Here is a 20,920-nt window from a genome sequence, read left to right on the forward strand (position 1 = left end):
AGAATCCCTGCCCGCAGTCTGACAGTCTGCCGCCTCGCCGCCCAGCCTGGATAACGAAGAAAGCCCGGACCTCTGTTACCCAGCATTACCCGAGCGGGCGCTTTGGCACCCCTCGCGTCAGTTGGCCAGTTCCGCCGCGCAGACCCGGGCGCGGCCCTGGTGCTTGGCCGCATAGAGCTGGGCATCGGCGGCGGTGATCAGGGCGGCCGGATCGACGGCGGTGGGCGGCAGCGCGGTGGCCACGCCCAGACTCAGGGTGACGTAGCCGGTCACCGAGGAGTAGCCGTGGGTCAGGCGCTGGTCGTGCACCTGCTGCAGCAGCCGCTCGGCGACCTGGGTGGCGCCTTCCAGGTCGGTGCCCGGCAGCAGGCAGCCGAATTCCTCGCCGCCGTAGCGCGCCAGCAGGTCATAGGGACGGAACAGGCCCTGGCCCAGCGCCTGGGCGACCTGGCGCAGGCACTGGTCGCCGGCGAGATGACCATAGTGGTCGTTGTAGGCCTTGAAGTGATCGATATCCATGAGGATCAGCGAAAATGGCGTGCCTTCGCGCTGACTCTGGCGCCAGCCGCGCAGCAGCGCTTCATCGAACTGGCGGCGATTGGGCACGCCGGTGAGGCCATCGACCAGGGCGATGCTGCGCAGGGCATCGCGCTGCGCCTTGAGCGTCAGCTGGGTGCGCACCCGGGCGCGGACGATGACCGGATTGATCGGCTTGCTGATGAAGTCCACCGCGCCCAGCTCCAGACCGGTCACCTCTTCGTCCGGACCTTCCTGGCCGGTGACGAAGATCACCGGGATGGCGGCGGTGGCCGGATCGGCCTGCAACCGGCGCAGCACCTCGTGGCCGTCGAGCTGGGGCATCATCACGTCGAGCAGGATCAGGTCCGGCTGCTGGGCCAGGGCCAGTTGCAGGGCCTGGGCGCCACTGGTGGCCATCAGGGTCTCGCAATCCTGGCGAAAGAGTTCGTGGAGGATGCGGATGTTCAGCGGTTGGTCGTCGACGATCAGCAGTTTGGCCTTGCTGCGCCGTCCGGCGGCCTCGGCGGTCGGCGGAGTCATAGGGCTTCCTTCAGATCGGGCAGGGTAACAAGCGCCGCGGCGAAGTCGAGGGTCTCGACCTGGGCGCGCAAGAGGTCATAGCGCACCTGGGCTTCGGCCCGGCAATGCACGGGCAGCTCGGCGATCAGTTCCAGGGCGTCGAGATTGCCCTGGCTGAGCAACGCTTCGAGTTCGTCCAGGCGTGCGCGCCAGTCGACCTGGGTGTCGGTGGGGGTTGTGGTTGTGGTTGTGGTTGTGGTTTCGGCAATGACCGGCGGCGGCAGGCGTTCGGCCAGGGCGCCGCGCAATTCGACGAGGGCTTCGTCGAGCAGCTGTCGCAGGGTCGTCAGTTCCATCGCCACCTCCAGGGGGACACCCGCTCCGGCCTTGCCGGCGCGTTCGCCCTCGGCGGCGCGCGCGGCCAGGCGCTGCGCACCCATGGTGCCGGCGCTGCCCTTGAGGGAGTGTAGTACGGCAACCGCCGCCTCGCTGTCGGCGGCCTGCCAGGCTTTCGCGAGGCCGTCCAGCAGGCTGACGGAGTCCTCGGCGAAGCGTTCCAGCAGCGTGCCGAACAGCCGGGCATCGCCACCGAAGCGGCGCAGGACGAGACTCAGGGGTTCCACCTGGCGGTCCTCGCCGACCGGTGCGACGGGGGGCGCGGCGCTCACCTCCTGGCCGGTCAGGCGCTGCAGGCGGGCGACCAGCAATTCCAGGTCGATGGGCTTGCCGATGTGGTCGTCCATGCCGGCGGCCAGGCAGGCGTCGCGGTCGGTGTGAGAGGCGTTGGCGGTCATCGCCAGGATCGGCAGGGTGCGGAAGCGCCCGTCGGCGCGGATGCGACGGGTGGCTTCCAGGCCATCGATGTCGGGCATCTGCATGTCCATGATGACCACGTCCAGCGGCGCGCCGGAGAGCACTCGCTCGACCCCTTCCAGGCCGCCCTCGGCCAGCTCGACCTGGGCGCCCTGGGCCAGCAGCAGCTCGGCGGCCACCTGGCGGTTGAGGGCATTGTCTTCCACCACCAGCAGGCGCAGGCCGGCCAGCCGGTGGCTCTCGTCGACCACCGCGGCGGCGTGCACGCCGGCCGGGATCTCGGCGCCCAGGGCACGCTCCACCACCTCGACGATCTGCGCCGGAGTCACCGGCTTGGTCAGGTAGTCGTCGAAGGGCGCATCGGCGCTCTGCTGGGTTTCGGTGAGGAAGTCGCGGCCGAAGCCGGTGAGCATGATGACCTTGGGTCGGTTGTCGGCCTGCCGCTCGCGCAGCTGCCGGGCCGCCAGCAGGCCATCGCCGTCGGGCATGCGCCAGTCCATCAGCACCGCCTCATAGGGCTGTTCCTGCTGCTGGGCCTGGGCGACCCGCGCCAGGGCGGCGGCGCCACTGGTGACCAGGTCCACCTGCCAGCCGAGGGCGGCCAGGGTTTCCACCAGTACCTCGCCGACCAGGGTATTGTCGTCGGCCAGCAGCACCCGCCGGCGTACCGGCGCCAGCTGGGCCTCGCCCTGGCGGTCCACCGCCAGGGCGGCATCGAACCAGAAGCGGCTGCCCACCCCCAGCTCGCTTTCCACCTGCAACTGGCCATCCATCAGCTCCACCAGGCGCTTGCAGATGGCCAGGCCCAGCCCGGTCCCACCGAAGCGCCGGCTGATCGAGGCCTCGGCCTGGGTGAAGCCCTGGAACAGCTGCTCCTGATGGGCCGGGCTGATGCCGATGCCGGTGTCCTGCACCGAGAATTCCAGGCGCAACTGACCGTCCGCCCGCGACAGCTGGCGCACGCTGACCAGCACCTGCCCCGCTTCGGTGAACTTGAGGGCGTTGCCGGCCAGGTTGATGAGGATCTGCTGCAGCCGCAGGCTGTCGCCGATCAGGGCGGTGGGCAGCCCGGCATCGAGGTGGTAGTTGATCTCGACGTTCTTCTCGCCGCTGTTGCCGGAGAGCACCACGCCCAGGTTGCGCAGCACCTGCTCCAGACTGAAGGGATGGACATCCAGCTGCAGCTTGCCGGCTTCGATCTTGGAATAGTCCAGCACGTCGTTGAGCAGCCCCAGCAGCGAACGCGCCGCCTGCTGGGCCTTGGTCAGGTAGTCGCCCTGGCGGGCGTCGAGGACGGTGCGCTGCAGCAATTGCAGCATGCCCAGCACGGCGTTCATCGGCGTGCGGATCTCGTGGCTCATGTTGGCCAGGAAGGACGACTTGGCCTGGCTGGCCAGGTCGGCGCGGGTGCGCTCCTCGCGCAACCGGTGCTCCAGCTCTAGCTGTTCGGTGATGTCGCGGTTGATGCCCACCACTCGCAATACCCGGCCGCGCGGATCCCGCTCGGTGCGGGCGCCGGCGATGATGTGCCGCAGCGAGCCGTCCTGACGGCGCACGCGGAACACCGGATCGAACACCGCGCGTCCGGCCATGGCCGCGCCCAGGCGCTCTTCGGCGCTGTCCAGGTCGTCGGGATGCACGCGGCAGCGCCAGTCGTTGTAGGTGATGCCGGCGGCGCGCTGGGCGTCGGTCCATTCGTAGAGTTCGAACATCCGCTCGTTGCACTGCACCTGGCCGGTGTCGGGCTGCCAGCACCAGATGCCCAGCTGGGCGACATCGGCGGCCATGGTCAGCTGGTCACGGGCCTGCAGCAGCGCCTGGCGCTGGCGACTCTGCTCGGTGATGTCGGCGATGATGGCCACCGCCAGGCGCTCGCCGTCGGTCCACATTACCCCCAGGCTCAGGGTGATGGGGAAGACGCTGCCGTCCGCGCGACGACCCTCCATCTCCTGGCCCTGCTGGCCGGCCGGGTCGTCGGAAATATCCTGCGAGCAGCTGAACAACGCCTCGTAGCCGGCCAGGTAGCCGGGGATCAGTCGGCGGACGGGTTGCCCCACCACCTCGGCCGCGCGATAGCCGAAGATGCGCTCGCCGGCCGGGTTGAAGGAGCGCACCAGGCCGCTGCTGTCCACGGTGACGATGGGGCTGACAGCGGTGTCCAGGATCGCCCGGGTCAGGGCCAGGCTGGCGGCCAGTTCCTGTTCGGCGGCCTTGCGCTCGGTGACGTCGGAGGCGATGCCGAGGTAGCCGCTGACCTGGCCCGTGGCGTCGCGCATGGTGGTCACCACCAGGCTGACGTCGCGATGTTCGCCGTCGCGACGGACGAAGGTCCACTCGCGGGCGTCGGCGCCGGCGCGCTCGGAGCGCTCCACCAGCACGCGGAAGCCGGCGACCGGCAGGCCGTACTCGGCCTCCAGGGCCGCGCCCTGGGTCGCCAGTTCTTCCGGCAGATGGAAGTCGCTGGCCTGCCAGAGCCCCACCACCTCTTGGGCGCGATAGCCCAGCAGGCGCTCGGCACCTTCGTTGAACAGGGTGATGCGACCGTCGCGGTCGGTGGCGATGATGCCCACCTCGGAAGCCGCGCGCAGCACGTCGCCGAGCAGGCGGTTGGTCTGGCTGAGTTCGGCGGTGCGCTGGGCCACCTGTTCTTCCAGCCGGGCATTAAGCGCCAGGATCTCGGCCTGGGCGGCCTTCTGCAGCGAGATGTCGCGCACCGTCTTGGAGGCGCCGGTGATCCGGCCGTCGCGGCCGCGCATGGGCGAGACGCTGACCAGGACCTCGATGAGGCGGCCGTCGCGGTGCTGGCGACGGGTCTCGAAGTGCGGTACCGGCTCGCCGCGGCCGATGCGTTCGAGCACCGACCATTCCTCGTGCTCAAGCTCGGTGGGCACCACCAGATCGAGCAGGCGCTGGCCCACGGCTTCGCTGGCGGTGTAGCCGAACAGTTCCTCCGCCGCGTGGTTCCAGCTCAGCACCACGCCCTGGAGGTCCTTGCTGATGATGCCGTCGGACGAGCTTTCCACCACCGCGGTGAGGTTGGCCTGGTCCTGCTGGTACTGGCGGCGCCGCTGGCGGGTGGTGAGCAGGGCGAAGGTCAGGCCGGCGGCCAGCAGGCTGAACAGCTTGCCGACCAGATGCACCAGGGGGATCGAGACCAGGTTGAGGCCGGCGACAAAGGCCGGAGTGGCGGTAAAGGCCATCTGCCAGCGCCGCCCATAGACATCTCGGGTGACGCTCACCTCCGAGAGTCCCTCGGCGGCCGGTTCCCGGGTATCGCCGCGGGTATAGAACAACGTGGGCCGCGTCGGCTCGGTCACGTCGGTCAGGCGGATCAGCAGACCCGGGATGTCCAGGCGCAGGCTGCCGAACAATTCCTCGATGCTCAGCGGCACATAGGACCAGCCGAGGGTGGCGGCCTCGCGGCGCGCCGGGTCCTTGGGCAGCAGGCCGTCACGGTAGATGGGCAGCATGAGCAACAGGCCGCGCTCGGGCGGTTGATAGGCCTGCAACTCCACTGGCCCGGACAGGTGCATGCTACCCCGCTGCATGGCCAGCACCGCGGTCTCGCGGCGTACCGGTTCAGACGCCGCATCCATGCCGACGGCGCGCTGGTTGAGCGCCACCGGTTCGACGTACTGGACGATAAATCTGTCACCGTCGTGGGGTGCGAAGCTGCGAATGGCAAAGTCCGGCCAGCCATCGGCGCGCGCGGCGTGGACGAAACGTTCCTCCTCGCCGACTGGAACCCGACGGATGAAGCCTATGCCACGCGCACCGCGAAACTCCTGATTCAGATCGTGGGTACGACCGTAGTGCTCCAGCAGCTCGCGCGACAGACCCGCCCCGGCTACCACGATGACGTCACGCATGCCGCTCAGGCTGTATTCATAGACGCGCAGCCGCTCGGCGATTTGCTCACGCACGTCGGTCGCCGCAGCACCGAGGGCATTGCGTACCTGTCGCTCGTTGCGCTCGGTCAGATGGCGCATGGTCAGGCTGGTCAGCAGGACGCCGAGCAGAAAGACGCCGAGACTCCAGCGTACGCGAGAGGATTTGCACAGCCTGCTGAACATGGAGCCCCTGGTGGCAAAAGGTGCCACGCCGTAGGTTAGGCAGTGCCAGGAGCGGGGAAGCGCGCGGAAAAGGGCCTCCACCAGACCTGGCGGTAACAGCTAGCCCATCGGCGGGAAAAAAGGCTTTCTTGATACCGCGGATCGGCCGCCGGGCTGAAGCGCAGCGGCCGATAGGCGCGAAGCGGCAGGCCAGAGCAAGTTCACGCGCTAATTAGTTTTACTGTTTCTGACGAGTGGTGCAGGAAGAATCGGCCTTCAGGCACGCCTTCCTGACCTTCCGGACAGCAAAAAGGGAGAGCCGACCTGACGTCGACTCTCCCTTTTCGCGGATTTGTCACGCGGATTAGATGCGGAAGCCGCCCACCAGCCGCTGCAGGCGACCGGCTTCGGCTTCCAGGGCGGTACAGGCCGCCAGGGTGGCCTGGAGGTTGTCGACGCCCTGCTGGTTCAGCAGGTTGATCTCGCTGATGTCCATGTTCAGGGTCTCCACCACCGAGGTCTGTTCCTCGGTCGCGGTGGCCACCGATTGGTTCTGGCCATCGATCTCGCCGATGCGCTCGGTCACGCTGCCCAGCCGTTCACCGGCGCTCTTGGCCACCTGCATGCTGTGGGCGCTCTGCCGCTGGCTTTCCTGCATCAGCGCCACGGCATCGCGCGAGCCGGTCTGCAGCTCTTCGATCATCTGCTGGATCTGCTGCGCCGAACTCTGGGTGCGGCTGGCCAGGGAGCGTACCTCGTCGGCCACCACGGCGAAGCCACGCCCGGCCTCCCCCGCGCGGGCCGCTTCGATGGCGGCGTTGAGCGCCAGCAGGTTGGTCTGCTCGGAGATGCCGCGGATGACCTCGAGGATCTGGCCGATGTTGGCGGTCTTGCCGTTGAGCGCTTCGATATGTTCGCAACTGGTGCCGATCTTGCTCGACAGCGCCTGCATGGCGTGCAGGGCTTCGTCGAGCACCTCGCGACCCTCCTCGCCCTGGGCGCGGGCGGTGCTAGCCTCGCCGGAGGCATGGGCGGCGTTGCGGGCGATCTCCTGGGCAGCAGCGCCCAGTTCGTTGATGGCGGCGGCCACGCTGGTGGTGCGCTGAGCCTGGAGGTCCGACTGCTGCATGGACGACTGCGACGACTCCAGCACCCGACGGGTGCCCTGGTTGAGTTCGCCGGTGCTCTGGGCCACGTCGCGAATCGAGGTGTGGATGCGCGCCACGAACTTGTTGAAGGCCTCGGCCAGGGCGCCGAATTCGTCGCGGGCCTGCACCGGCAGGCGGCGGGTCAGATCGCCTTCGCCTTCGGCGATGTCGGCCATGGCGCGGGTCAGGTCATGCAGCGGGCGCAGCAGGACGCGGATCAGCAGGCCCAGCAGCAGGATGATGGCGATCACCGCTATCAACGTGGCGACGATGGCCAGGTTGCGCGCCTGGGTCACCGGGGCATAGGCCTTGGCCTGGTCGATGGACAGGCCCAGGTACCACTTGACCGAGGGCAGGCCCTCGACCGGGGTAAAGCTCACCAGCCGGTCGCTGCCATTCTGGCTGACGGCGTGCAGACCGGGCTGCAGGGACGGGGTCTGCTCGGGGAAGACGTCCTTGAGGGTCTTGAGCACCTGCTCGGGGTGGCTGCTGACCAGCACCTTGCCGTCACCGTCGACCAGGAAGGCTTCGCCGAGGCCGCCGACGTCGAGCGAGGTGATGATCTTCACCAGTGCCGAGAGGTTGAGGTCGCCGGCCACCACGCCGGCCAGTTGGCCGTCGCGCTGCAGCGGGGTGGCGATGGTCACGCCCAACTGGCCGGAGGAGGCGAAGATATAGGGCGGGGTCAGCACCGTGGTGCCGGCGGCGGTGGCGGCCGCGTACCAGGGCCGCTTGCGCGGATCGTAGCCGGCCGGCAGGTTGCGCAGCGGACGGGTGGTGTAGGTGCCGTCCACCTCGCCCAGGTAGGTGGAATCGAAGTTGCCGGTGTAGATCTTCTGGTCCAGCAGACCGACCAGGCCTTCGGGCGAGCGATCGCGCGCCAGGGTCTGGGCTTCGCCCTCGATGAGCTTGACCCGCGCATCCAGCCAGTAGGCGATATTGCCGGCGGTGACCCGGCCGGTTTCCGCGAGGTTGGCACTCAGGCTCTGGTCGATGGCCTGGCGTTGCAGGTAGGCATTGAAACCGGCGGAAGCGGCCAACGCGGTGGTGATCACCAGCGCCGCGACCAGCAGGATCTTGTGGCTGAATTTCAGGTGTCGCTTCATACAGGTCTGCATCCGTAGCGAGGGGGAGCCATGCCGCATGCGAGGCATGGCCTATCGCCCTCGTTATCGGGTATTCATCGGACTACTTGAGCGCAGCGGCGATACCTTTTTCAGTGGTCGCGCTAGATCCGGAAGCCGCCCACCAGCCGTTGCAGGCGCCCGGCTTCGACTTCCAGGGCAGTACAGGCCGCCAGGGTGGCCTGGAGGTTGTCGACGCCCTGCTGGTTCAGCAGGTTGATCTCGCTGATGTCCATGTTCAGGGTCTCCACCACCGAGGTCTGTTCCTCCGTCGCGGTGGCCACCGACTGGTTCTGGCCATCGATCTCGCCGATGCGCTCGGTCACGCTGCCCAGGCGCTCGCCGGCGCTCTTGGCCACCTGCATGCTGTGGGCGCTCTGCCGCTGGCTTTCCTGCATCAGGGCCACGGCATCGCGCGAGCCGGTCTGCAGCTCCTCGATCATCTGCTGGATCTGCTGCGCCGAACTCTGGGTGCGGCTGGCCAGCGAACGCACCTCGTCGGCTACCACGGCGAAGCCGCGACCGGCCTCCCCCGCGCGGGCCGCTTCGATGGCCGCGTTGAGCGCCAGCAGGTTGGTCTGTTCGGAGATGCCGCGGATGACCTCGAGGATCTGGCCGATGTTGGCGGCCTTGCCGTTGAGCGCTTCGATATGCTCGCAACTGGTGCCGATCTTGGCCGACAGTGCCTGCATGGCGTGCAGGGCTTCGTCGAGCACCTCGCGACCCTCCTCGCCCTGGGCGCGCGCCGTGCTGGCCTCGCCGGAGGCATGGGCGGCGTTGCGCGCGATCTCCTGGGCAGCAGCGCCCAGTTCGTTGATCGCCGCGGCCACGCTGGTGGTGCGCTGAGCCTGGATATCGGATTGCTGCATGGACGACTGCGAGGCTTCCAGCACCCGGCGGGTGCCCTGGTTGAGTTCGCCGGTACTCTGGGCCACGTCGCGGATCGAGGTATGGATGCGCGCCACGAAGTGGTTGAAGGCCTCGGCCAGGGCGCCGAATTCGTCGCGGGACTGCACCGGCAGGCGGCGGGTCAGATCGCCCTCGCCTTCGGCGATGTCGTCCATGGCGCGGGTCAGGTCGTGCAGCGGGCGCAGCAGGACGCGGATCAGCAGCCCCAGCAGCAGGATGATGGCGACCACCGCCACCAGGGTGGCGACGATGGCCAGGTTGCGCGCCTGGGTCACCGGGGCGTAGGCCTTGGCCTGGTCGATGGACAGGGCCAGGTACCACTTGACCGAGGGCAGGCCCGCGACCGGGGTAAAGCTCACCAGCCGCTCGCTGCCGTTCTGCAGCACGTGATGGAAGCCGGGAGCCAGGCGCGGCGTCTGCTCGGGAAAGACGTCCTTGAGCGATTTCAGCACCTGGTCGGCGTGGCTGCTGACCAGGATCTTGCCGTCACCGTCCACCAGGAAGGCTTCGCCCAGACCGCCGGCGTCCAGCGAGGTGATCATCTTCATCAGGCTGTCCATCACCAGGTCACCGGCCACCACGCCGATCAGCTTGCCGTTCTGCAGGACCGGGGCGGCGATGGTGATGCACAGGAAGCTCTGCGGCGGCGCGGTAAGATAGGGCTCGGTGAGGATGGGACCGCCGGCGCTGACCGCGGCCTTGTACCAGTCGCGCTGGCGGGCATCGTAGCCGGCCTCCATGGGCGTATGGGGGCGGTCGGTGAAGGTGCCGTCGACCTCGCCCAGGTAGGTGGAGTCGAAGTTGCTGGTGTAGAGCTTCTCTTCCAGCAGGCCCACCACGCTGGCCGGGCTGCTGTCGCGGCTGAGCGCCTGGGCCTGGCTGTCGATCAGCTTGACCCGCGCGTCCAGCCAGTAGGCGATGTTGCCGGCGGTGATGCGGCCGATCTCGCCCAGCGAGGCTTCGAGACTCTGGGTGATGGCCTGGCGCTGCAGATAGGCGTTGAAGCTGGCGAAGCCGGCCAGGGCCAGGGTCACCACCAGGGCGGCCGCCAGCAGGATCTTGTGGCTGAATTGAAGCGAACGTTTCATGGATACCACGCGTAAGGCTGGAGAGTGGGCGGCCGCTCTCCTCGCAGCTACTTATTGCGATAGGTATCGAGAGGGCGAACCGACCGGGGGACGGTCGAGGCCGCACTATTACGCTCAAATCCGACTTTTAGCTGGCGCCAACCGATAAGCGTTCTCACAACGCCGATGTCTGGGCGGCGTGCCCTACAGCAGGCTGAAACCTTTCAGCAGGAGCAGGCCGAGATTGGTGGTCAGCATCCCGCCCAGGGTGCTGAGCACCACGATGGTCGCCGCCAGCTGGGCATTGCTGCCGGCGGCGCGGGCCATGACGAAACTCGACGCCGCCGTCGGGCACCCCAGGTAGAGAAAGAGGATACCCAGCGCCGGCCCCTGGATGCCCAGCGCCAGGGCGCCCAGCACGCCCAGCAGCGGAATCCAGACGATCTTCCACAGGCTGGCGCCCAGCGCCAGGCCGCTGCTCTCGCGCAGCGAGGCCAGCGACAGGGTGGCGCCGATGCACATCAGCGCCAGCGGCAGGGTGAGGCCGGCGAAATAGTGCGCCGAGGTGTCCAGCCAGCGCGGCAGCTGCCACTGGAAATAGGCGAAGGGAATCGCCAGCAGGATGCCGATGATCAGCGGATTGCCGAGGATGCTGCGCAGCAGGGTGCGCCAGTTGGCCTCCAGGTGCGGACTGTAGATCGCCAGCACGATGGCCGAGAGCACGTTGTAGAAGAGGATGACCATGCCGGCCATGATCCCGCCCACCGACAGCCCATAGTCGCCGTACTGGGTCGTCGCCAGGGCCAGGCCGACGATGCCGCAATTGCCGCGAAAGGCGCCCTGCACATAGACGCCGCGATCGGCATGGGGACAGCGCCAGATCGCCCAGCCCCAGGCGGCCAGGAAACTCGCCACCGTGGCCAGGGCGAAATAGCCCAGCAGCAACGGCTGCAGCGCCTCGCCGAGATCGGCCTTGAGGATGCCGAGAAACAGCAGGGTCGGCATGGTGGCGCGAAACACCAGGGCCGAGGCGGTGTTGATGAAGGGGGTGTCGATCCAGCCCAGCCGCTTGAGCACGCAGCCCAGCAGCACCAGGGCGAAGACCGGGGCGGTGACGTCGAAGGTCGCCTGGACCAGGGCAAGCACGTCGGACATGGCGGAAGGCATCGCGGAAACGGCTCGCGATGGTAGCAGGCACGGCGCGCCACGGGGCCCTTCCTTCCGTCATCGCGAAGTGACATCAGTCAATGCTTAGCTTACTATCTACCCGCCCGATTTAGACGACGCCCCCGATCCATCCCCCGCTTCGCCTCAGCGCGACCGCTCTAGCTTCCTGCCAGGGAAGCCGGCGAAGGGGTGGAACAATAAGACAGACAACAGGTTCAGACGTAGCAGACGACAGATCCGCATGCGGTTCCGATTTGCGATGTCGTCGATCGAGTCGAAGTCTCTTTTCACGATTGCATTGCGAGCGCTGCCATGACTGTCACTTCCAACGCGAGACCGGGAGGCCTGCCTACCAGGTTACTCGGCATCCTGTTCATCCTCCTGGGCCTCGCCCTGCTGGGGCTGGGCATCAAACTGGCCACCCTCGGGGGCTCCCTGTATTACCTCGGCGGCGGCGTGCTGCTGGCCCTGAGTGGCTACCTGCTGTGCATCCGGCGGGCCAGCGGGGTCTGGGTCTATGCCTTCTTCCTGGTGGTCTCCACCGCCTGGGCCGTACTGGAAGTCCAGTTCGACTGGTGGCAGCTGGTGCCGCGCCTGGCGCTCTGGTTCGTCCTCGGCCTGGTACTGCTGATCCCGGTGTTCCGCCGTCCGCTGGACAGCCGTAGCGGCGGCCTGCCGCTGGTCGGCTCCCTGGTGATCGCCGCGGTCGTCGCCCTGGTCGCCCAGTTCGTCAACTACAACCGTCTGGACGGTGACCTGGGCCGCGACACCGCCGGCACCCAGAGCGCCGCGCCGACCGCCGCCGATGGTGACTGGCCGTCCTATGGCCGCACCGCCTTCGGTGATCGCTACTCGCCGCTCAAGCAGATCGACGTCAACAACGTCAAGGATCTGCAACCGGCCTGGACCTTCCGTACCGGCGACATCCCCGGCCCGAACGATCCCCAGGAGACCACCGCGGAAAACACCCCGCTCAAGGTCAACGGCAAGCTCTATGTCTGTACGCCGCACAGCCAGGTGATCGCCGTGGATCCCGACAGCGGCAAGGAAATCTGGCGCTTCGATCCCAAGCTGAGCACCCAGCACGCCGACAGCTTCAAGGGCTGGGCGCACATGACCTGCCGCGGCGTGGCCTACCACGACGACGCCACCTACGCCGGCACCACCACCGCGGGCCAGAGCCCGGCCACCGGCAGTGCCGTCCCGGTCGACGAGCAGAGCACCCCGGCCGCCAGCAGCTGCCCGCGCCGCCTGTTCCTGCCCACCGCCGACACCCGCCTGATCGCCATCAACGCCGATACCGGCAAGGTGTGCAGCGACTTCGGCGACAATGGCCAGGTCGACCTGACCGCCAACATGGGCAGCTTCACGCCCGGCGGCTACTACTCCACCTCGCCGCCGGCGGTGACCCGCAACCTGGTGATCATCGGTGGCCACGTCACCGACAACGTCTCCACCGACGAGCCGTCCGGCGTGATCCGCGCCTACGACGTGCACACCGGCAAGCTGGTGTGGAACTGGGACAGCGGCAATCCGGACGCCACCGCGCCCATCGCCGCCGATGGCATCTACACCCGCAACTCGCCCAACATGTGGTCGATGATGGCCGTCGATGAAAAGATCGGCATGGTCTATCTGCCCATGGGCAACCAGATGCCCGACCAGTGGGGCGGTGACCGTACCCCGGCCTCCGAGAAGTACAGCGCCGGCGTGGTCGCCCTCGACATCGCCACCGGCAAGGTGCGCTGGAACTACCAGTTCACCCACCATGACCTCTGGGACATGGACGTAGGCGGTCAGCCGACCCTGGTGGACATCAAGACCGAAGGCGGCGTGAAACCCGCGCTGATGGCCTCGACCAAGCAGGGCAGCATCTATGTGCTGGACCGCACCAACGGTCAGCCCGTCTACCCGATCAAGGAAACCCCGGTGCCCCAGGGCGCAGTGGAAGGCGACCACACCTCGCCGACCCAGCCGGTCTCCTCGATCAACCTGGCCGCGCCGACCCTCAAGGAAAGCGACATGTGGGGCGGTACGCCCTTCGACCAGGCGCTGTGCCGCATCGCCTTCCGCGAGCACCGCTACGAGGGCATCTACACCCCGCCGTCCACCCAGGGCTCGATCGTCTACCCGGGCAACTTCGGCGTGTTCGACTGGGGCGGCCTCTCGGTCGATCCGGTGCGCCAGATCGCCTTCCTGAACCCCAGCTACATGGCCTTCACCTCCAAGCTGGTACCGCGTGAAGAGATCGCCAACCAGCCGGCGCGCAAGAGCGAGACCGAGGGCATCCAGCCCAACAAGGGCGCGCCTTACGGCGTGATCCTGTCGGCCTTCCTGTCGCCGCTGGGCCTGCCCTGCCAGGCACCTGCCTGGGGCTACGTGGCGGGTCTCGACCTGACCACCGGCAAACTGGTCTACAAGCACAAGAACGGCACCGTGCGCGACAACTCGCCGGTTCCGCTGCCCCTGCCCATGGGCGTGCCCAGCCTGGGCGGCACCGTCACCACCGCCGGTGGCGTGGCCTTCCTGAGCGGCACCCTGGACCAGTACCTGCGCGCCTATGACGTGAAGAACGGCAAGGAACTGTGGAAAGGCCGCCTGCCGGCCGGTGGCCAGACCACCCCCATGACCTACACCGGTAAGGACGGTCGCCAGTACGTGCTGGTCTATGCCGGCGGCCATGGCTCGCTGGGCACCAAGCAGGGTGACTACGTGATGGCCTTCGCCCTGCCCGAGAAGAAGTAAGGGCGCCCGCGCCCGAGCGCCCCTCTCCTCCGGGAGAGGGTCCGGGGCGAGGATGCTTCGAGCATTTTTGACATCCTGTTGGAACCCCCCTCGCCCCACCCCGAAATCCCGGCCCAGCCGGGATTTTTTTCGCCTGGGTTTTTTCCATAAAGGCCGCAGGGAGCGCTCTTCCCCCTCTCCCCCAGGGAGAGGGTCGGGGTGAGGGCAACCCCGGGCACCAGCGCCAACCCCATCAACCGTCGTTCAGCCCGACTCGGTTAAGCTACCCCCATGCCCATCTCCGCCCCCCTCCACCGCCGGCTGCGCCTGGCCAATGGCCTGACCGTCGCCCTGCTGCACGATCCCGAGCTGCCCCAGGCCGCCGCCCTGGTGCGCATCGGCGCCGGCAGTCACCAGGCGCCGCGGGCCTTTCCGGGGCTGGCGCACTTTCTCGAACACCTGTTCTTTCTCGGCAGCCGGCGCTATCCGGCGGCGGACGGCCTGATGCCGCTGGTGCAGCGCCTCGGCGGCGAACTCAACGCCAGCACCCGCGAGACCACCACCGACTTCTTTTTCGCCCTGGCCCCCGAGCACCTGGCCGCCGGACTCGCCCGGCTGCTGGACATGCTCGCCGCGCCCCTGCTGGCAGCGGACGCCCAGCACCGCGAGCGCGAGGTGCTGCACGCCGAATTCATCGCCTGGTCGCGCAGCGCCGATACCCGCCGCGACCTGGCCCTGGCCACCGGCTTGCCCGTCGACCATCCGGCCGCCGGCTTCCATGCTGGCAACCGATACAGCCTGCCGCTGCAGAGCCCGGCCTTCCAGGCGGCCCTGCATGATTTCCAGCGCCAGTACTACCGCGCCGACAACGCCCTGCTGGTGCTGGCCGGGCCGCAACCGCTGGCCGAACTGGCCGAACTGGCCCGCGAACAGGGCGCCCTGCTGCCCCCTGGCCCGACGCCCAGCGCCGCAACCCCGCAAGCGCTCCCGGCTCCAGGCGAACGCTGGCAGACCATTACCGCCACGCCACCACTGCTGGCCGTGCAATTCGCCCTCGACGACCTGCCACCCGGCAGCTGGGAAGCGGCGGAACTGCTGGAAACCCTGCTGCTCGGCGACCATCCCGGCGGCCTGCCCGCCCTCCTGCGCCAGGCCGGCCAGGCCGAACGACTGAGCCTCGCCTGGCCCTATCGCCAGGCCCGCCAGGGCCTGCTCCGACTGGATCTCGCGCCTGGCCCCCAGGCCAGTCCCAGCCACCTGACCGGTATCCTGTTCGCCTGGCTGGACGCCCTGCGCCAGACACCCCTCGCCGCGCTGCAGCAGGGCCACGCCGAACGCACCCAGCGCCTCTGGGCCACCCTGCCCGCCCTGGCGCTGGCAAGACGCCTGGGTGAACGCCTCTGGCTGGATCGGCCCGGAGACGCCTGGCCACGACCGGCGCTCTCGCCTGCCGCCCAGGCCGCCTGGCCCCGGCTGCTCGCGCAACTGGTCCCGCAGCGTCTCGGTGGTTTCGCCGCCGGCCTGGCCGCTGCACCGAACCGGGCGCCGCCCGTTGCCGTCCCCTTCACCCTGCCACCGCCCAACTCCTTGCTCGCCGACCCCGTCACGCCAAGCGCCCCGACGAGGCAGCCCTGGCCGATCAGCCAGGCCCTCGCCCCCCAGCAGCGCGAAGGCCTGCTGTTCCTGCGCTGGCAATGGCCGGGACCGGCACCGGTCGCGCCCGACGTCCGGGTGCTGGGCGCGCTGCCCCGGCTGGCCGCCGAGGCGGGCGTCAACCTGCGCTGGAGTCCGCCCGGGGTGCCCTGGGAATTGCGGCTGCAGGGCTGGGCCACGGCGTTGCCGGCGGTGCTGGCGCAGGCGCTCGGCCGCTTGACGAACGCGCTGGACCTTTCCCAGCCGGTCCCCGCAGCCTCGATCGAGCCCATGCTGATCCGCCAGCTGCTCAAGGTCCTGCCCGAGCGACTGACCACGGTCATGCCGCTGACAGAGATTGCCGAAGGCCCACGCTGGCAGGCCCTGGCCGGCGGCCTGCCCCAGGCGGCACAGGCGTCCCTGGCCGCCGTCACGCCGCCGCCTCGGCCCCGGGCAGCGCCGCTGGGCGAACCGCCCGGCTGCACCGGTCGCCGCTGGCACCACGAGCCCAGCGCCGATGCTCAGCAGGCGCTGCTGCTGTTCTGTCCGCAACCCGATGCGCGTCCCACTACCGAAGCGGCCTGGCGACTGCTGGCGGCGCGCCTGCAAGGACCGCTGTTCCAGCGCCTGCGCAGCGAGCGACAACTGGGCTATGCGGTGTTTTCCGCCTATCGCCAACTGGGCGATCACGGCGGCCTGCTGATTGGCGTGCAGTCGCCCCAGGCGCGGGCGGCGGAGATCCTCGCGGAAATCGAGAGTGGCCTGGCCGACAGCCTCAACGCGGTGCAGGCCGAGGCCGCGACGCTGGCAGAGAACATCCGCCAGCTGGTGCGCGACTTCAGCCCCGCCACCCCTCAGCGCGCCGCCCTGGCCGAGCGGCTCTGGTGGGGCTTCCAGCGCAGCGGGGCGCTGGACCTCTCGCCCCTGCAACAAGCCCTGGCCGCCCTCGACGCCGAGGCCCTGCAGCTGGCCTGGCGGCAACTCACCGCCGCCGACGCGCCGCGTTTCGCCCTGGCCAATGCCCGCGCGCCATCCGGCTGGATGTCATAGCTTTCAACACTTTCCCGGGAGCGTCGGCCGCCGCTGGCGGTCAATCTGTTGCAGGATCGGTAAGACAGTTATGTCCGCCGGACCGCCAGCGATTCGTCGCGGCAAAAACCCTTAGCTAGGTAACATTTGTTAGACTTAACGACCGGATCCATCCGGCTTTCGCAGTCAAAAGAGGAGACCTCCCATGTGGACCAAGCCTGCTTACACTGACCTGCGCATCGGCTTCGAAGTCACCATGTACTTCGCCAACCGTTGATGCGCCCCACGCCCCGGTTCGCCGGGGCGTACTTTTTCCAGGTTCGATCTTTCCCATGCATATCCAGATTCTCGGCTCCGCCGCCGGCGGTGGCTTTCCCCAGTGGAACTGCAATTGCGTCAATTGCGACGGCTTCCGCAAGGGCACCCTCAGGGCCCAGGCCCGTACCCAGTCTTCCATCGCCCTGTCCGACGACGGGGTGAACTGGATCCTGTGCAACGCCTCGCCCGACATCCGTGCCCAGCTGGCCGGCTTCGCCCCGCTGCAGCCGGCGCGCGCCCTGCGTGACACCGGCATCCGCGCCATCGTCCTGCTGGACAGCCAGATCGACCACACCACCGGCCTGCTCAGCCTGCGCGAAGGCTGCCCCCACGAGGTCTGGTGCACCGAGATGGTCCACCAGGACCTCACCACCGGCTTTCCGCTGTTCAACATGCTCCAGCACTGGAATGGCGGGCTCAGCTGGCAACCTATCGCCCTGAGTGGCAGCTTCACCATTGCGGCCTGCCCGAATCTGGAATTCACACCCTTCCCGCTGCGCAGCGCCGCGCCGCCCTATTCGCCCCATCGCCACGATCCGCACCCGGGCGACAACCTGGGACTGCTGGTCCACGACCGACGCACCGGCGGCAAGCTGTTCTATGCCCCGGGCCTGGGCCAGCCGGACGCTGCCCTGCTGGAGCTGATGGGCCAGGCCGACTGCCTGCTGGTGGACGGTACCCTCTGGACCGACGACGAGATGCAGCGCCGCGGCGTGGGCACCCGCACCGGCACCGAGATGGGCCACCTGCCGCAGAGCGGTCCCGGCGGCATGCTGGAGGTGCTGGCCGGCTTCGAGCGCCAGCGCAAGGTGCTGATCCACATCAACAACACCAATCCGATCCTGGACGAAGACTCCCCCGAACGCGCCATCGTCGCGCGCCAGGGCGTGGAAGTCGCCTGGGACGGGATGTCCATCGAGTTGTGAACGCCATGCCCGACGCCCTCACCCACGCCGAATTCGAAGCCGCCCTGCGCGCCAAGGGCGACCTCTATCACATCCACCACCCCTATCACGTGGCCATGTACCAGGGCCGCGCCAGCCGCGAGCAGATCCAGGGCTGGGTGGCCAACCGCTTCTACTACCAGGTCAACATCCCGCTCAAGGACGCCGCCATCCTGGCCAACTGCCCGGATCGCGAGATCCGTCGCGAATGGGTGCAGCGCATCCTCGACCACGACGGCGAGCCCGGCAGCGAAGGTGGCATCGAGGCCTGGCTGCGCCTGGCCGAGGCCACCGGCCTGAACCGCGAGCAGGTGCTCTCCCAGGAACTGGTGCTGCCCGGGGTGCGCTTCGCGGTGGACGCCTACGTCAACTTCGCCCGCCGCGCCTCCTGGCAGGAAGCCGCCAGCAGCTCCCTGACCGAGTTGTTCGCGCCGCAGATCCACCAGTCGCGGCTGGACGCCTGGCCGACCCACTATCCCTGGATCGATCCGGCCGGCTACGAGTACTTCCGCACCCGCCTGGGCCAGGCGCGGCGCGATGTCGAGCATGGCCTGCAGATCACCCTGCAGCACTACACCACCTGGGAATCCCAGCAGCGCATGCTGGAGATCCTGCAGTTCAAGCTGGACATCCTCTGGACCATGCTCGACGCCATGAGCATGGCCTACGAACTGCACCGCCCGCCCTACCACAGCGTCACCGCCGAGCGTCGCTGGCACCGAGGAATCGACCTATGAGCTTCGACCGCACCCAGGTGCCGCGCTGGCGCCCCGGCTATCGCTTCCAGTTCGAGCCGGCGCAGGACGCCCATGTGCTGCTCTACCCCGAGGGCATGATCAAGCTCAACGACAGCGCCGCCGCCATCGGCGGGCTGATCGACGGCCAGCGTGACGTGGCCGCCATCATCGCTGGCCTCGACGAACGCTTCCCCGGCGTACCCGAGCTGGGCGCCGACGTCGAACAATTCATGGAGGTCGCTCGTGCAGAGCACTGGCTCCTGCTCGGCTGATACCTCGCTGCCTGGAGTGCCCATGCAACTCCCGCAGCCGCCGACGGTAGGCAAGCACAACGTCGGCCTGCCGCTGTGGCTGCTGGCCGAGGTCACCTATCGCTGTCCGCTGCAGTGCCCCTATTGCTCCAACCCCCTGGACTTCGCCGCCCAGGGTCGCGAGCTGACCACCGAACAGTGGTTCAAGGTGATGGCCGAGGCACGGGAGATGGGCGCCGCCCAGATCGGCTTTTCCGGAGGCGAACCCCTGGTGCGCCAGGACCTCGCCGAGCTGATCCGCGAGGCGCGCCGGCTGGGCTACTACACCAACCTCATCACCTCCGGCATCGGCCTCACCGAGGCGCGCATCGCGGAATTCAAGGAAGCCGGCCTGGACCATATCCAGATCAGCTTCCAGGCCAGCGACGAACAGGTGAACAACCTGCTGGCCGGCTCGAAGAAGGCCTTCGCCCAGAAGCTGGCCATGGCCAAGGCGGTCAAGGCCCATGGCTATCCCATGGTGCTCAACTTCGTCACCCACAGGCACAACATCGATCGCATCGACCAGATCATCGACCTCTGCCTGGCCCTGGAAGCCGACTTCGTCGAACTCGCCACCTGCCAGTTCTACGGCTGGGCCGAGCGCAATCGCGCCGGTCTGTTGCCGACCAGGGCCCAGTTGGAGCGCGCCGAAGGCATCACGAACGAGTACCGCGCGCGCCTCAAGGCCGAGAACCATCCCTGCAAGCTGATCTTCGTCACCCCGGACTACTACGAAGAGCGCCCCAAGGCCTGCATGGACGGCTGGGGCAAGCTGTTCCTGACCATCACGCCGGACGGCACCGCCCTGCCCTGCCACGGCGCCCGGCAGATGCCCATCGCCTTCCCCAACGTGAAGGAGCAGGACCTCAGGCACATCTGGTACGACTCCTTCGGCTTCAACGTCTACCGTGGCTACGACTGGATGCCCGAGCCCTGCCGTTCCTGCGACGAGAAGGAAAAGGACTATGGCGGCTGCCGCTGCCAGGCCTTCATGCTCACCGGCGATGCGCGTAACGCCGACCCGGTCTGCGCCAAGTCCCCGCACCACGAGCTCATCCTCGCCGCCCGCCAGGAAGCCGAGACCGCGACCCAGCGGATCGAGGACCTGCACTTCAGGAACGAGCGGAATTCGCGGCTGATCGCCAAGGCCTAGGGCCGGCGGCGGCGCCAGGCACGCCAAGGTCGCCGATGGAATCCAGGGCCCTGCGCCAAGGCGCAGGCTAGTCGACGGGACTCACCACCCACGGCTCCGAGGCGTTTGCCTCCCGGCCGGGCAGTGACCATACTGCCCGGCCGGACCTTTTCCTCGCCTTGCCATGCCCTCGATACGCCCGCTGCGCCCTGCCGACATCCCGGCCGTCCTCGCCATCCAGGCAGCCAACTACCCCGCCGACCTGCTCGAAGACCACGCCTTCTATACCAATCGCCTGGAACTCGCCCCGGAACACTGCTGGGCGGCCCTGGACGCCGAGGCGCGGTTGCAAGGCTATCTGATCGCCTATCCCTGGGACGACGGCCTGCCACCGGTGCTGGGTGCCCGCCTGGAGCAGCTGCCGGGCGCGGCCTCGACCTGGTTCCTGCACGACTGCGCCGTGCACCCCGCCGCCCAGGGCCAGGGCGTGGCCGGGCGCCTCTATCGCCACGCCAAGGGCCAGGCGCGGCGCGCCCGCCTGCGCCAGGGGCGGCTGGTATCGCTGTCCAACGCCATCGGCTACTGGCAGCGCCACCACTATCATCCGGTCCCGGCCGACGCCGCGCTCAAGGCCAAGCTGGCCGGCTATGGCGCCGGCGCCTGCCTGATGCAGCGCACCCTCGATACCCCGGACAGCGACCACGCCTAAAACCTGCAAATCTAAATGCAAGTATTTCGCTTTCGCCTTAACATGGCCTAGCCCAGGAGGGCCTCCGCTGCCCGGCGCTCTGGC

Annotated in this window: 13 protein-coding genes and 2 pseudogenes; 8 read left to right on the top strand and 7 right to left on the bottom strand. The window is 68.3% G+C overall.

The features are described 5' to 3' along the window. Positions 1-117: 117 nt before the first annotated feature. The 7 genes and pseudogenes from FHR73_RS21110 to FHR73_RS21130 form a co-directional block, all read right to left on the bottom strand. Positions 118-1,059 (bottom strand): diguanylate cyclase domain-containing protein, encoded by a 942-nt coding sequence (locus tag FHR73_RS21110; protein ID WP_183633862.1) that lies wholly within the window; start codon positions 1,057-1,059, stop codon positions 118-120. Next, on the bottom strand, positions 1,056-5,924 hold the full coding sequence (locus FHR73_RS21115) for a PAS domain S-box protein (RefSeq protein ID WP_183633863.1): 4,869 nt from the start codon (positions 5,922-5,924) through the stop codon (positions 1,056-1,058). The genes FHR73_RS21110 and FHR73_RS21115 overlap by 4 nt, the downstream gene beginning before the upstream one ends. A 343-nt stretch (positions 5,925-6,267) precedes the next feature. Further along, positions 6,268-7,032 carry a methyl-accepting chemotaxis protein gene (locus FHR73_RS22950; protein ID WP_371099681.1) on the bottom strand — a complete coding sequence of 255 codons (765 nt, stop codon included), beginning with the start codon at positions 7,030-7,032 and terminating at the stop codon, positions 6,268-6,270. 93 nt (positions 7,033-7,125) lie between these two features. Continuing rightward, a pseudogene (locus tag FHR73_RS22955) lies at positions 7,126-8,205 on the bottom strand (cache domain-containing protein); the annotation flags it as partial. Between the two features lie 74 nt (positions 8,206-8,279). Further along, positions 8,280-9,044: a methyl-accepting chemotaxis protein gene (locus FHR73_RS22960; protein ID WP_409258706.1), complete on the bottom strand. Its 765-nt coding sequence runs from the start codon at positions 9,042-9,044 to the stop codon at positions 8,280-8,282. A gap of 93 nt (positions 9,045-9,137) precedes the next feature. Next, positions 9,138-10,172 (bottom strand): annotated as a pseudogene (locus FHR73_RS22965) (cache domain-containing protein); the annotation flags it as partial. Positions 10,173-10,355: 183 nt separating this feature from the next. Continuing rightward, entirely contained in the window at positions 10,356-11,297 is a 942-nt protein-coding gene (locus tag FHR73_RS21130) for an AEC family transporter (RefSeq protein WP_409258707.1), read from the bottom strand. 333 nt (positions 11,298-11,630) lie between these two features. Here FHR73_RS21130 and FHR73_RS21135 point away from each other — a divergent pair, with 333 nt between their 5' ends. From FHR73_RS21135 to FHR73_RS21170, 8 genes are all read left to right on the top strand, one after another. Beyond that, on the top strand, positions 11,631-14,063 hold the full coding sequence (locus FHR73_RS21135) for a glucose/quinate/shikimate family membrane-bound PQQ-dependent dehydrogenase (protein WP_183633867.1): 2,433 nt from the start codon (positions 11,631-11,633) through the stop codon (positions 14,061-14,063). A 270-nt stretch (positions 14,064-14,333) separates the two neighbouring features. Next, positions 14,334-16,724, top strand: coding sequence for a pyrroloquinoline quinone biosynthesis protein PqqF (gene pqqF, locus FHR73_RS21140; protein WP_183633868.1), 2,391 nt, complete (start codon positions 14,334-14,336; stop codon positions 16,722-16,724). Between the two features lie 184 nt (positions 16,725-16,908). Next, positions 16,909-16,980 carry a pyrroloquinoline quinone precursor peptide PqqA gene (pqqA, locus tag FHR73_RS21145; RefSeq protein WP_003243383.1) on the top strand — a complete coding sequence of 24 codons (72 nt, stop codon included), beginning with the start codon at positions 16,909-16,911 and terminating at the stop codon, positions 16,978-16,980. Between the two features lie 55 nt (positions 16,981-17,035). After that, positions 17,036-17,947: a pyrroloquinoline quinone biosynthesis protein PqqB gene (gene pqqB, locus FHR73_RS21150; RefSeq protein ID WP_183633869.1), complete on the top strand. Its 912-nt coding sequence runs from the start codon at positions 17,036-17,038 to the stop codon at positions 17,945-17,947. Positions 17,948-17,952: 5 nt separating this feature from the next. Next, positions 17,953-18,702, top strand: coding sequence for a pyrroloquinoline-quinone synthase PqqC (gene pqqC / locus FHR73_RS21155; RefSeq protein WP_183633870.1), 750 nt, complete (start codon positions 17,953-17,955; stop codon positions 18,700-18,702). Further along, positions 18,699-18,974: a pyrroloquinoline quinone biosynthesis peptide chaperone PqqD gene (pqqD, locus tag FHR73_RS21160; protein ID WP_183633871.1), complete on the top strand. Its 276-nt coding sequence runs from the start codon at positions 18,699-18,701 to the stop codon at positions 18,972-18,974. Before pqqC ends, pqqD begins: the two co-directional genes overlap by 4 nt. A gap of 22 nt (positions 18,975-18,996) precedes the next feature. Then, the gene (gene pqqE, locus FHR73_RS21165) at positions 18,997-20,148 is read left to right on the top strand and encodes a pyrroloquinoline quinone biosynthesis protein PqqE (RefSeq protein ID WP_183633872.1); all 1,152 of its coding nucleotides are present in this window, start codon (positions 18,997-18,999) and stop codon (positions 20,146-20,148) included. 163 nt (positions 20,149-20,311) lie between these two features. Then, on the top strand, positions 20,312-20,836 hold the full coding sequence (locus tag FHR73_RS21170; RefSeq protein WP_183633873.1) for a GNAT family N-acetyltransferase: 525 nt from the start codon (positions 20,312-20,314) through the stop codon (positions 20,834-20,836). The last annotated feature ends 84 nt before the right edge of the window (positions 20,837-20,920 follow it).

It is taken from the genome of Pseudomonas sp. AS2.8, assembly GCF_014190935.1.
Taxonomy (GTDB): Bacteria; Pseudomonadota; Gammaproteobacteria; order Pseudomonadales; family Pseudomonadaceae; genus Chryseomonas.